Source organism: Geothrix sp. SG200, assembly GCF_022808935.1.
Classification (GTDB): Bacteria; Acidobacteriota; Holophagae; order Holophagales; family Holophagaceae; genus Geothrix; species Geothrix alkalitolerans.
Genome location: NZ_JAKZFR010000008.1, coordinates 32,665 through 45,371, shown reverse-complemented (window position 1 = coordinate 45,371; position 12,707 = coordinate 32,665). Strand labels below are relative to the sequence as shown.

At 68.0% G+C, this 12,707-nt stretch carries 11 protein-coding genes and 1 tRNA gene; 3 read left to right on the top strand and 9 right to left on the bottom strand.

Annotated elements, in window-relative coordinates; genetic code table 11:
* Positions 1-24: 24 nt before the first annotated feature.
* Genes nadE through ML539_RS14590 form a run of 4 tightly spaced genes read right to left on the bottom strand, consistent with a single transcriptional unit; the run spans position 25 to position 4,815 of the window.
* Positions 25-1,023, bottom strand: coding sequence for an NAD(+) synthase (gene nadE, locus ML539_RS14605; protein WP_243325076.1), 999 nt, complete (start codon positions 1,021-1,023; stop codon positions 25-27).
* Between the two features lie 9 nt (positions 1,024-1,032).
* Positions 1,033-3,021, bottom strand: a complete 1,989-nt coding sequence (gene asnB, locus ML539_RS14600; RefSeq protein WP_243325073.1) for an asparagine synthase (glutamine-hydrolyzing) — start codon at positions 3,019-3,021, stop codon at positions 1,033-1,035.
* An 8-nt stretch (positions 3,022-3,029) separates the two neighbouring features.
* Positions 3,030-4,535: an AMP-binding protein gene (locus ML539_RS14595; protein ID WP_243325071.1), complete on the bottom strand. Its 1,506-nt coding sequence runs from the start codon at positions 4,533-4,535 to the stop codon at positions 3,030-3,032.
* Between the two features lie 10 nt (positions 4,536-4,545).
* Complete coding sequence (locus tag ML539_RS14590) at positions 4,546-4,815, bottom strand: acyl carrier protein (protein WP_243295342.1); 270 nt, start codon at positions 4,813-4,815, stop codon at positions 4,546-4,548.
* A gap of 254 nt (positions 4,816-5,069) precedes the next feature.
* Here ML539_RS14590 and ML539_RS14585 point away from each other — a divergent pair, with 254 nt between their 5' ends.
* Positions 5,070-5,642, top strand: a complete 573-nt coding sequence (locus ML539_RS14585) for an acyltransferase (protein ID WP_243325069.1) — start codon at positions 5,070-5,072, stop codon at positions 5,640-5,642.
* Positions 5,643-5,896: 254 nt separating this feature from the next.
* Here ML539_RS14585 and ML539_RS14580 read toward each other — a convergent pair.
* From ML539_RS14580 to ML539_RS14570, 3 genes are all read right to left on the bottom strand, one after another.
* Positions 5,897-5,973, bottom strand: a tRNA-Pro gene (locus tag ML539_RS14580).
* Between the two features lie 15 nt (positions 5,974-5,988).
* On the bottom strand, positions 5,989-7,119 hold the full coding sequence (locus ML539_RS14575; protein WP_243325068.1) for a hypothetical protein: 1,131 nt from the start codon (positions 7,117-7,119) through the stop codon (positions 5,989-5,991).
* Between the two features lie 13 nt (positions 7,120-7,132).
* On the bottom strand, positions 7,133-7,543 hold the full coding sequence (locus ML539_RS14570; protein WP_243325064.1) for a hypothetical protein: 411 nt from the start codon (positions 7,541-7,543) through the stop codon (positions 7,133-7,135).
* A gap of 103 nt (positions 7,544-7,646) precedes the next feature.
* Here ML539_RS14570 and meaB point away from each other — a divergent pair, with 103 nt between their 5' ends.
* Positions 7,647-8,585 carry a methylmalonyl Co-A mutase-associated GTPase MeaB gene (gene meaB, locus ML539_RS14565; RefSeq protein ID WP_243325062.1) on the top strand — a complete coding sequence of 313 codons (939 nt, stop codon included), beginning with the start codon at positions 7,647-7,649 and terminating at the stop codon, positions 8,583-8,585.
* Between the two features lie 6 nt (positions 8,586-8,591).
* On the opposite strand, the gene aguB is transcribed toward meaB, so the two are convergent.
* Together aguB and ML539_RS14555 are read right to left on the bottom strand one after the other, a co-directional pair.
* Entirely contained in the window at positions 8,592-9,461 is an 870-nt protein-coding gene (gene aguB / locus ML539_RS14560) for an N-carbamoylputrescine amidase (RefSeq protein WP_243325060.1), read from the bottom strand.
* A complete protein-coding gene (locus ML539_RS14555; protein ID WP_243325058.1) occupies positions 9,458-10,483 on the bottom strand; it encodes an agmatine deiminase family protein in 1,026 nt (341 codons plus the stop codon). Before ML539_RS14555 ends, aguB begins: the two co-directional genes overlap by 4 nt.
* Before the next feature lie 319 nt (positions 10,484-10,802).
* Between ML539_RS14555 and ML539_RS14550 the strand changes: the two genes are divergently transcribed.
* Entirely contained in the window at positions 10,803-12,629 is a 1,827-nt protein-coding gene (locus ML539_RS14550) for a CocE/NonD family hydrolase (RefSeq protein ID WP_243325056.1), read from the top strand.
* The last annotated feature ends 78 nt before the right edge of the window (positions 12,630-12,707 follow it).

Below are 12,707 nucleotides of genomic sequence, written 5' to 3'. Positions count from 1 at the left end.
CCCTCCAAGGAGGCGGTAGCCGAATCAGCGGCCCGCGAAGGCCGGCGTTCCAAGGGAGGTCATGTCGAGGGGAGGGGTCCGCAGGTAGTACGTCGACCGCTTCTTCTGGGTGAAGTCGTCGAAGGCGCGCTGCACCTGGTCGGACGTCATGTCCAGGGCCGCGGCCGTCTCCTCCACGGAAACCTGGTTCTCCAGGGCGTACCAGAGCAGGTCCATGATCCTGAACGGGATGCGGAAGAAGAACTCCTCCTGGGTCGAGGGGGCGCTGTACGTATCCGAGGTCGGGGTGCGTTTCTGGATGACCTCGGGGACATCCAAGTGGCGGGCGAGCTGGTACACCTGCGTCTTGTAGAGGTGGACGATGGGCATCAGGTCCACGCCGCCATCGCCGTATTTCACGAAGAACCCCTGGTCGTGCTCGTTCTTGTTGGGCGTCCCGATGACCGCGTAGTTCCTCAGTTCGGCGTGGTAGTAGAGCATCGCCGTGCGGGTTCGCTGCTTGAAATTGGACGCAGCCACGATCTGGGCCAGCTCCGCGGGGCGCAGCCGCGCGCTCCTCTCCTCGCCTTCGGGGGTGATGATCGTCAGGGAGAAGACGTTCAGCGTGCCCTGGTCCAGGAGCCCCGGGGGCAGGACGATCTTGGCCTTGTAGCCGGCGCTGGCGTCGTACTCGGGGAAGACCCGTGCGATGGCCTCGTCCCGCCGCTGGTAGCAGGCATACCCATCCAGCGCCGGCGTGATGACCTCCAGCACGGGGGTGACGCCGAAGTGGGCCGCCAGCATCCGGGCAAGATCCTCCGAGGCTGGATCCGAGTCCTTCTCCGGCAGCAGGAGGGGCACCACCCGCTCGGGCCCGAAGGCCTTGACGCAGAGCGCCAGGCACACGGAGGAATCGATCCCCCCGCTGATGCCGAGCACGGCGCCCATGCGGTGGAGACCCCGCATGTTCTCCCTCAGCCACTGCACGATCCGATCCGTCTCGGCGGCAGCATCGATATCCAGGACTCGCGGGTTCATGGGCATGGGCATTCCTCAGGAACAGACGCCCCGACCGATCACGACCTTCACGTCGTCGCCATCGTCCAGGGGGTGGGCCGGTACGAATCCGGACAGGAACTGCGCGTCCACGAGCTGGGTGGAGATGATGCCGGCCAGGGCCATGTCGTCGGTCTCGCCCAGGCCCTGGCCCCGCCGGGCCTTGGCGACTAGATGGTCCACGGCCGCGGGATTGAAGAAGCCCGAGGCGCGGATGGCGGAGGGCGAGAGCAGCTCCTCGAGGTAGTCCGGAGGCGAGTCGTTGAAGAAGGCCCGATGGATCGGGGCGCGGTAGGGCTGCTTGGGCCGGTCGGTGATCTCGGCGGGCAGCCACTCGCGGCTGACCTCCTTCAGCAGGTACTTCTCCTTGAGGCCACGAAGCTTCAGGTCCGGGGGGAGCCGGTTGCAGAAATCAACCACCCGATGATCCAGGAAAGGGAACCGTCCCTCCACCGAATGCCCCATGGCCACCCGGTCGCTCTGGGAGGACAGCAGGTACTGGGACAAGAAGATGGAGATCTCCAGGTACTGGGCCCGGTGAAGGGGATCCCAGCCGTCGAAGCCGGCGGGGAGGGCGGGATCCAGATGGTCGCCGGAGCCGGCGGCGCGGATTCGATCCGCCAGGTCGTCGCTGAAGAAGCGCTTGGCCCGGCTGGTGGTGCGCCAGCGGAGGCTGTGGGAATAGCTGGAGGAGGCGGTTTCCTCCAGTCCCAGGCCGAAGAAGGCCGTCGCATAGGCCGACCCGCCCTGGGTCAGCCCGGAGATCCAGGGGTAGATCCGGCTGAACAGGGCCGGACGGAGCTTGGAGTCGGGCTGGGCCGCCCAGAACCGGCGGATCTTGGCTTCCTTGAACAGGTCGTAGCCCGCCAGGAACTCATCGGCCCCCTCGCCCGTGAGGACCACCTTGAACCCCTTCTCCCGGACCAACCCGGACAGGAGGAACATCGGCGCCGGAGAGGTCCTGAGAAGCGGGGTCTCCGCGTGCCAGACCACCTCCGGGAACACCCTCCCGATGTCGGCATCGGAGGCGTGAACCACGTGGTGATCGGTGCCCAGATGCCGGGCCATCCGGGTCTGAAACCCGCTTTCGTCGTAGTCCGCGTCCGAGAAGGAGATTGAGAAGGTCTCCAGCGGGCTCGCCGTGTGGTGGCGGATGATCGCGGTGATGGTGGAGGAATCCAGCCCCCCGCTCAGGTAGGCGCCCACGGGCACGTCCGCCCGCAGCCGGATGCGCGTGGCATCGATGAGGAGCTCCCGCAGTTCCGCGGCGTACTCGTCCTTGGAACGTGCGGGCTCCGGCCGGCCTTCCGGGAAGGTCAGCTGCCAGTAGGGTTCCAGGGCCACTCGGCCCTCCCGCAGCCGCAGGTAATGGCCCGGCGGGACCTCCTCGATCCCCTGGAAGAAGGAGCGCGGCGAGAGGGGGCTCCAGAACGTGAAGATCTGGTCCAGCGCCAGGGGATCCGCGGCGGCCACCACGCCGGGGGCGGCCAGGAGCGCCTTGATCTCGGAGCCGAACACCAGGCGGCCGTCGGCAACGGTGTAGAACAGGGGCCGTACGCCCAGCCGGTCCCGGGCCAGGAACAAGGCGCGGTTCCGCGTATCCCAGATGGCGATGGCGAACTGGCCGTTGAACTTCGCCAGGCATCCCGGACCGTACTCTTCGTAGGCGTGAAGGACCGTTTCCGTATCGCAGGCGGTGGCGAACCGGTGCCCCCGCCGCTCCAGCTCCTGGCGGAGCTCCGGGTGGTTGAAGATCTCCCCGTTGAACACGATCCAGAGGCTGCCGTCCTCGTTGGAGATGGGCTGCTGGCCGGTGCTCAGGTCGATGATGCTGAGCCGCGCGCTGCCGAGGGCCGCGTGGTCGTCCACGTAGATCCCGAACTGGTCCGGCCCCCGGTGGCGGATCATCCCCAGCATGCGACGCAGGATCGAGGCCTCGGCCGGGGGTTCCCCGTTGAGCGCGCAGATGCCCACGATGCCGCACATGGACGCTCCTACTGAAGTCCGAGCCGGCTGACCTTCCCGGAGGAGGTCATGGGCAGATCGGTCCTGAATTCGACGTATTTCGGAACCATGAAATCCTCCAGGTGCGCCCGGCAATGGGCGATCACCTGGGCTTCCGTCAGCGGCGTCCCGTTGGCCACGACGAAGGCCTTCACGACCTCTCCGGCCGTCGGGTCGGGAACGCCCACCACCACGGCGGTGACGCCGGGGAGCATGTGAAGGACGTTCTCCACTTCCTTGGGAGCCACCTTCTCCCCGCGGCTCTTGATGATGTCGTCCTTCCGGCTGAGGAAGTAGAAGTACCCTTCGGCGTCCTGGCGGAACAGGTCTCCGGAGTAGCAGAGCCGCTCGCCCGGGATGGGGCCCGGACGGAACCGCTGGGCCGTCGCCTCCGGGGCCTCCCAGTAGCCGCGCATCACATGCCGGCCGCGCACCACCAGCTCCCCCGTCTCGCCCGGTCCCAGGCGCCGCCCCGATTCGTCCTCGATCCAGGCCTCGGTGCCGGGAATGGGGATGCCGACGGAGCCGGGCCGGAGGGCGAGCTGGTCCGGGGGCAGGTAGAGGGTGCGCTTGGTCTCGGTGAGGCCGTACATCGAATAGAGCGCCACGCCCGGGAAGGCGGCCTGCAGCTCGAGGATCCGGTTGGGCGGCAGGGAGGCCGCCGTGTTGGTGAGGTAGCGGAGGCTGGAGGTGTCGTAGGCGCGAAGGTCCTTCTGGACCAGCATGGCGAAGATGGTCGGAACCCCGGGAAATCCGGTGGGGCGCTCCTCCTGGATCTGCTGGAGGATCACGGTCGGGTACATGAAGGACCGCTCCAGCACCAGCGTCCCGCCCATCTTGAACGCCATCAGGAGCTGGTACAGGCCGTAGTCGAAGGACAGGGGCAGGGCGCTGAGGATGACGTCCTCCGCCCGGTTCTCCAGGTAGGTCATGATGGCGGTGCTGGCGAAATCCACGTTGCTGTGATCGCACATCACGCCCTTGGGTTCGCCGGTGCTTCCCGAGGTGTAGACCAGGCAGGCCAGGTCCAGGTCGATGTTGCACAGGGGCAGGGGAGTCGCCGGCGCTTCCGCCAGGATCTCCTCGAAGCGCCGCAGGCGCGGATCCGCAGGCGTCTCCTGCGCGCCGCAGAGGATGCCGAGGGAGAGCGAGGGGACGGCCTCCCAGCCTCCGGTTCGCTCCTGCATCAACAGCGCCTTGGCACGGCAATCGTTCAGGATGTAGGCCAGCTTCTCCGCCTTGGTGGAGGCGTTGATGCACACGAAGGTCCCGCCCGCCTTCAGCGCGGCGAAGATCCCGACCACCGCCTCCACCGAGTTGGGCAGGTGGAGGGCGACCCGGTCGCCACGGCCCACGCCCCCCCGGACGAGGGCGTTCCCGAGCCGGTCCGTCATGTCGTCCAGCTCCGCGTAGGTCAGCCGCCGGCCATCACACACCAGGGCGACCTTCTGTGGGAAGCTGGCGGCCGAGCGGGTCAGGAATTCGTGGACAAGCACCCGGAACCCCTCATGAATGGCCCGCCAGCTTGCTGGTGATGAACGAGCTCAGCCGGCTCACGGAATCGAAGTTGCTCGGCAGGAGCTCATGGTCGGCCACCGCGATGCCGTACTGCTTCTCCACGAAGGTCACCAGTTCCATGACCCCCAGCGAATCGATGATGCCTTCCCGCAGGAAGGAGGCGTCATCTCCGTACTTGAAGCCCTGGTCGCTGAACAGGAAGTTCCGCGAGATGAACTCGCGGAGCTCAGGGGCGACAGCATTGGGGTCCGCGACCATGGTCTTTCTCCTTGCCTTCGGTGTCCTTGGATTGGGATGCTCGGGGCAATTCGTTCCTGGCATCAGCATTCACAGAATGTATGCTTGTTTTACAGTTATTCAATAGATTTGACTATTGAAAAAACGGTTCCACTATTTATCATCCACGTGAATGTGCCAGTTCTTTTCCCTCCAGATTCTGGAGGAGTTGCCAAACTGCAAGCCCCGCCCCGATCGGACCTTCTTCGCGATCCTGGGCGCCCCCAGGGGGATCCATGCTCATCGTCAGTTCCGTGCGGAAATTCTACAATCGCCTCCGGCTCTGGCAGCTCCGGAGGGCCGGCCTGACCCTTCCGGGCGATTGCAAGCTGGGGGGACTTCCTGACTTCGGCTCAGAACCCTACCTGGTCACCATCGGGCACCATGTGGCCATGGCCGCGGAAGTCTGCTTTCTCACGCATGACGGCGGCACCCATGTCTTCCGCGACCAGGAGCGCTACAAGAAGGTCATCAAGTACGGCCGGATCACGGTGCTGGACAACTGCGTGATCGGTCAGCGGGCCATCATCCTTCCCGGCGTGACCATCGGCCCCAACTCCGTGATCGCTGCGGGATCCGTCGTGACGCGGAACATCCCCCCGAATGTCCTGGCCAGCGGGAACCCCGCCAAGCCCGTCATGTCCATCCATCAATACGCGGAGTGGTGCCTGGCCGCGACGCCGGACTACGACCCGGCGGAGTACCAGCGGGACAAGAAGGCCTTCCTGCTGAAGTCCCCGATACGGGGGTCGTCCCGGGCGCCCGGGGCCGGATCAGAGGCGCCTTCCGGGGAATCCGAATCGGCCTGAAGGGTGGCTTGGTCTTGCTCCGGCGCGACAGAGGCCCCGACGCCACAATGCCATTCGAACCCGCCGGCAGGCTCCGACGGTCTCGGCGACCCACACTGGCTGATTCGAACTGCGCCTGGCTTTGCCAGCCGCCGGCCCTTCTCCGGCAGGACATCTAGTCCTGCCTCCGAAAGTCCACTCGACGCTGGATCCTGGCCACGCCTGCGTGGCCAGGGCGAGTTCGAATCTCGCCGACAGGCGATTGTTGAACCCATTGGTCGGAGCGGCGAGATTCGAACTCGCGACCCTCTGCTCCCAAAGCAGATGCGCTACCAGGCTGCGCCACGCTCCGATGGATCCAGTCTACTTACTTTCCGCCGATGGCGACGCTGCGGAGGTTGAGACCGGCGCGCTGGAGGTCGAAGATCTTGGAGGCGAGGCCCACCATGAGCTGGATCTCCATGTCCTCCCGGCCGCGCTTGGTGGCGCCGGCGGGGGGGATGGCGATGAGGTCGTTGGGGGTGCGGGTCTTGGACCACGCCAGGTCCATGGCGAAGGAGATCTTCTTGTCCTGGCTGGCCAGCTCGCCGGCGATGTGGGACATGAGGCCGTCCCCGCCGTAGCCGAGGCGGAGCCAGCCCGGGCCCTCGAAGCCGCGGCTGCTGTTGGCGAGGTTCACGGCCTGGAGCTTGTTCCCGGCCCCGTAGGCGAAGTCCATGCGGGTGTGGATGCCCTGCTCGTCGTTCCGGAACTCCAGGCGCTGGGGCATCTGGGTGGCCTTGTCCACGGTCACCTCCAGACGGCCCCGCTTCCAGAAGCCCAGGCTCTGGGCCATGCTCTGCTCGCGGCGCTTGGCATCCCAGGGCTTGGTGGGGGCGTTGAAGACAAGGTGCTGGAGGGTCCGGCCGCCACTGGTCTCCTCGCCGGCCAGGCTGGCCTTGAAGGTGGGGGCGTCGATGTAGACGGCCTTGATGTCATTCAGGGTCTGCCGGAACCAGGACATGTAGGTTCGCGGCGCGTCGGACGGGGGCGGCTCCACCCGGGTGGTGTAGGCGTTCTGTTCCTTGCTGTACAGGAAGCCCCGGGTGCCGCGGCGGGTGTAGAGCAGGTTGCCGAAGTCCCCGGCCAGGTCCGTGCGGAAGTCCCCGTTGGCGAAGTAGGTACCCCTGAGGCGGAGGTTGGCCTGGCCGCCCTGGCTGTTGCCCTTCACCTGGCCCTGGCTGAGGCTGTCCACCTTCTGGTTCACGGCGGCGCCGCTGAGGGCCACGCCGAGGGTGCCCTGCATCTCCACGGAGGTGATGCCCTGGTAGGGCTGGCCGAACCACCCGGCATCCACGGCGTCGAGCACCTGGAGGAACGCCCGGCGGGCGGCTTCGGAAGTGGGTTCTGCCTTCGGGGTGGTCTTCAGGGTGGGTTTGGGAGCAGGCTTTGCCGGGGCCGGGCCCTGGGCGGGCAGCAGCGACGCGGTGAGCAGCAGAGGCAGAACGGTGTAGCGCATCAGATCTCCTGACTCATGAACGGGAGTGCCGGGGAGCGGCCTTGGGTTCCGGCCGGTCCTTGGCATAGCAGGCCCGGCAGAGGGCCTTGGCGGGATCCTCGGGCACGAAGGGCAGGTACTCCTGGGCCCCGCAGGTGGCGCAAGTGATGTGCGTGAGCACCCGGGTGGCCTCCTTCCCCCCTTTCCGCTTGTAAGTGAAGGAGCGGCGGTAGCAGTCCGGGCAGAGGTAGAACTTCTGGCCGGTCTCCACCTTGAAGCGCATGCCACACTCGGCGCAGATCTTCTCCCGAGGCGACTTGGGGTCCGGAGGCGCCACGGGCGCCCGCTTGGTCAGCCGCACCGGGGCCTGGCCAGGCCCGCGCGTCGCCTCCGGCGCCGCGTCCCCGGAGGCGGGGTCTATCGAGGGTTTCAGCCCTTTGATCATCGTTGTATGGTCCTACTGCGGCGCGGGCCGGAAGGTTTAGGGTACCCCATCGGGTTTTCCGGGGCGAGTTCCGGTCCCGGCGGGGTGATGGCATCCTGGGCCCATGCCTTCTGCCGCCGATCTCCTGGAGCCCCTGCGCCGCGGGGAGCCGCGGGCGCTGGGCCGGGCCATCTCCTGGATGGAAAATGGCCACCCCGGGGCCCGGGCCCTCATGGCCCGCCTCTGGCCCCACCTGGGCGGGGCAGTCGTGATCGGCATCACGGGATCCCCCGGTGCCGGCAAGAGCACCCTCACGGACCAACTCGCCCGCGCCCTGCGCGCGGAAGGTCAGCGGGTCGGCATCCTGGCCGTGGACCCCACCTCGCCCTTCAGCGGCGGGGCCATCCTGGGCGACCGCATCCGCATGCAGCGCATCGCCGCCGATCCCGGCATCTTCATCCGCAGCATGGCCACGCGCGGGGCCCTGGGCGGCCTGGCCCGGGCCACCCAGGACGCCATCGACCTGCTGGACGCCGCGGGCTTCGACACGGTGATCGTGGAGACCGTGGGCGTGGGGCAGGACGAGGTGGATGTCGTGAGCTGCGTCCAGACCTGCTGCGTGGTGCTCGTGCCGGGCATGGGCGACGAGATCCAGGCCATCAAGGCCGGCATCATGGAGGTGGCGGACCTCTTCGTGATCAACAAGGCCGACCGCGACGGCGCCGACCAGGTGGAGCAGGAGCTGGTGGCCATGAAGTCCATGGCGGCCGCGCGGCCCTGGGATCCGCCGGTGCTCCGCACCGTGGCCCAGCGGGGCGAAGGCGTGCCGGAGCTGCTGGCGCAGGTCCGGCAGCATGGTGCCTGGCTGCGGGCCCACGGCGGACTGGCCCGCAAGGCCCGGGAGCGGGCCCGCCTGCGCTTCGAGTCGCTGCTGGCCGAGGCCGCCCTGCGCCGCGTGCGGGAGCATGCTGGCCCCGACCGCCTGGAGGCCGCCATCCAGGCCATCGCCGATCACGCCCAGGACCCCTACACCGCCGTGGCGGACATCCTCGGCGAAGGCTAGAGATTCTCAGGCCCTGGAGAGGATCCCGTAGAGCTCCGGCCGGCGGTCCCGGAAGAATCCGAAGGATGCTCGATTCCGGCGGATCTCTTCGAGGTCGACGTCGGCGGTGATGACGCCGGTGTCCGTGCGGCCCAGCTCGGCCACCTTGTCGCCGCGGTGGTTGGCGATGAAGGAGTGGCCGTAGAAGGTCTGGCCGCCCTCGGCTCCCACCCGGTTCGCGGCCACCACCGGCACCACGTTGGACACGGCGTGGCCGATCATGGCCCGCTGCCACAGATCCTTGGTGTCCAGCTCGGGGTTCTCCGGCTCGGTGCCGATGGCGGTCGGGTAGAACAGGACCTCCGCGCCCATGAGCATCATGGCCCGGGCGCACTCGGGGTACCACTGGTCCCAGCAGATCCCCACGCCCAGCTTCCCGAAGCGGGTCTCCCAGACCTTGAAGCCCGTGTTGCCGGGGCGGAAGTAGAACTTCTCCTCGTAGCCGGGGCCGTCGGGGATGTGGCTCTTGCGGTAGATGCCGAGCACGGAGCCGTCGGCGTCCACCATGGCCAGGCTGTTGTAGTGGTGGGGCCCGTCCTTCTCGAAGAAGGAGACCGGAATCACCACGCCCAGTTCCCTTGCCAAGGCCTGGAACCGCGCGATGGTGGGATGGCCCTCCGCGGGCCGGGCCCAGTCGAAGAAGGCGTCCTTCTCCTCGCGGCAGAAGTAGGGGCCCTCGAAGAGCTCGGAGGGCAGGATCACCTGGGCCCCCGTGGCGGCGGCCTCGCGGACGAGGCCCTCCACCCGGGCCACGTTCTCGTCGAGGCTTCCCGTGAAGGCGCACTGGGTGGCGGCGACTCGGATGACGCGGGACTCGGGGCGGGACTCGGCGCTCATCGGACCTCCGGCTGCTGCTGGGTGATGCAGTGGAAGGCGCCGCCGCCGCTGAGGATGGCGCGGGCGGAGCGGCCCACCACGCGATGGTTCGGGAAGAGCCGCGCCAGGGCGGCCACGGCCTCTTCATCGTAGGGCGTGCCGTAGGTGGGCACCACCACGCTGCGGTTCCCGATGTAGAAGTTCACGAAACTGGCGGGCATCAGCTCGCCCTCCTCGTCCCGCATCACACCGGGCGAGGGGATGCGCTCGACCCGGAGCTTCCGCCCCCGGGCGTCGGTCATGGCGGCGAGGTCGGCAGCAAGACGGTCCAGGGTCGCGGCGTTGGGATCGGCCGGGTCCCGGGCTTCCATGCAGACCACCACGCCCGGCGCCACGAAGCGGGCCAGGGTGTCGATGTGGCCGTCCGTATGGTCGTTCAGGAGGCCCTCGTCCAGCCACAGCACCTTCTCGGCGCCGAGGCCGTCGGCCAGGGCCGCTTCCAGCTCCGCCTGGTCCAGGCCCGGGTTGCGGTTGGGGTTCAGCAGGCACTGGCGCGTGGTGAGCACCGTGCCCTCGCCGTCCACCTCCACGGATCCCCCCTCGAGGATGAAGGCGTGGTCGCGGCGGGGCGCGCCGCTGAGGGCCGCCACGCGGCCCGCCACCCGGTCATCGCCGGGCAGGACGTACTTCCCGCCCCAGCCGTTGAACCCGAAGCAGGCGGCCTGCAGGGCGCCCGCGCCATCCCGAACGAAGATGGGCGCCGTGTCCCGCAGCCAGATGTCGCCCACGGGCACCCGGTGGAAGCGCACCCGGTCCGCCACCGGGGCCAGGGCGTGCCGGGCCGCCGCTTCAGAGCCTTCGTCCCCCACCAGGATGTCCAGGGCCTCGCCGCCCTCCCCGGCGATGGCGAGGCAGAGGGCCGTCCACTCCGCCTGGGCCGGGGCCAGGTTCTCCCGCCAGAGGTGGCCGTGGCCGGGCCAAGCCAGCCAGCAGGCGCTATGGAGTTCCCACTCGGCGGGTTGGCGGCAGGTCGGATGGGACATGGTGCGGAACCTCTGGATTGGATGCGGCCCCGGACGGGAGCACCCTCCAGTTCATCAAAAGGGCCTTCTTCCGTCGAGGTTTATTGCGGGAAGGCAGGTCCTAATTGATGCAAGGACAGGAATCCCCCGAGTGCGCTTCATGCCGCATATCATGAGGCCTCGCCCCGGAGCCTCCATGTCCCTGATCCGCGCCCTTCGCGCCGCGCTCCTCCCGGTCCTTCTTCTCGGCGCCCCGGGCGCGCCCGCTGCCGCGCCGGGGGCAGCGCCAGGAGCATCACCAGGAGCAGCGTCGGGAGCTACGTGGGCGGAGGGGCCGGCGGTGGAATCGGCGGCCGCCGCCTCGGTCCGCGACCAGTACGACAAGCGTGAGGTGCTCATTCCCATGCGCGACGGGGTGAAGCTGTTCACGGCCATCTACACGCCCAGGGCCACCGGCCGGACCTACCCCATCCTCCTTCAGCGCACCCCCTACAGCGTCTATCCCTACGGCCCCAATGCCTATCCGTCCCGCCTGGGACCCTCGGCCCCCTTCCAGAAGGAGGGCTTCATCTTCGTCTACCAGGACGTACGCGGGCAGAAGATGTCCGAGGGCGACTTCGTGAACATGCGGCCCCAGCGCGCCGCCAGCGGCGCGGCCGTGGACGAGAGCACGGACACCTACGACACCATCGACTGGCTGGTGAAGCACGTGGACCGCAACAACGGGAAGGTGGGCCAGTGGGGCATCAGCTATCCCGCCTTCTACACGGCGACGGGCATGCTGTCGGGTCACCCGGCCCTCAAGGCCGTCTCCCCCCAGGCACCCATCGTGGACTGGTTCCAGGGCGATGATTTCCACCGCAACGGCGCCCTGTGGCTGCCCCATGCCTTCAATTTCATGGTGAACTTCGGCAAGCCCCGGCCCAAGCCGACCTCGGAGTGGGGCACGCCGTTCCGCCGCACCACCTCGGACGGCTACGAATGGTTCCTGCGGCTGGGATCCACGGGCGCCACCCGACAGTACACGAAGGAGGTGGCCTTCTGGAACGAGATGCTGGACCACCCGAACTACGACGCATTCTGGCAGGCCCGCAACCTGCGCCCCCACATCAAGGACGTGAAGCCCGCGGTGCTCACCGTGGGCGGGTGGTTCGACGCGGAGAACCTCTTCGGCACCCTGCAGGTGTTCAAGGCTCTGGGCCGCCAGAGCCCCGCCACCGACAGCCACCTGGTCATGGGCCCCTGGTTCCACGGAGGCTGGGAGCGCAGCAAGGGCGACCACCTGGGCCCCGTGCAGTTCGAGGCCGACACCGCCACCTGGTTCCAGACCGAAGTCCTTTTCCCCTTCTTCATGCAGCACCTGAAGGGCGCGAAGGAGCCCGCCCTGCCCAAGGCCACGGTCTTCGAGACCGGCGCCAACCGCTGGCGGCGGCTGGACGCCTGGCCGCCGGCGCAGGCCCGGGACGCGAAGCTCTACCTCCAGCCCAACGGCGGCCTTTCCTTGACGGCGCCGCCGCCAAACGGCGGCGCTGACACCTTCCTCTCCGACCCGTCGAAACCCGTACCCTTCATCGAGAAGGTCGCCATCGGCATGCCCAAGGACTACATGACCGCGGACCAGCGCTTCGCCGGCCGGCGCCCGGACGTGCTGGTGTTCCAGACCGGGCCCCTCGCCGAGGACCTGACCCTGGCCGGTCCCCTCCGACCCGAGCTCTTCGTGGCCACCACGGGCACGGACGCCGACTGGGTGGTGAAGCTCATCGACGTCTATCCCGACGACTTCAGGAACCCGGATTTCAAGGAGGGCGGCTCCCCCTGGGACCGCACGCCCAACCCCATGGGCGGCTACCAGCAGCTGGTGCGGGGCGAGGTCATGCGCGGCAAGTTCCGGGAAAGCCTCTCGGCGCCGGCGCCCTTCGTCCCCGGCCAGCCCACCCGCGTGGCCTGGTCCATGAACGACATCTTCCACACCTTCAAGCAGGGCCACCGGGTGATGATCCAGATCCAGAGCACCTGGTTCCCCCTCATGGACCGCAACCCGCAGGTGTTCATGAACATCAACGACGCGAAGCCGGGGGACTATCAGAAGGCCACCCACACGGTCTTCCACGACGCCGCGCGGCCGAGTTCACTGGGCGTTGGCGTGTGGTCGGAAAAGCCAAGATGAAGCACCGATAAATAGCGGATGAGGGCGAAGACAGGTGAGTCCTCCGCCAAATGGGGCATCGTGGCTGGTGGGTTAATG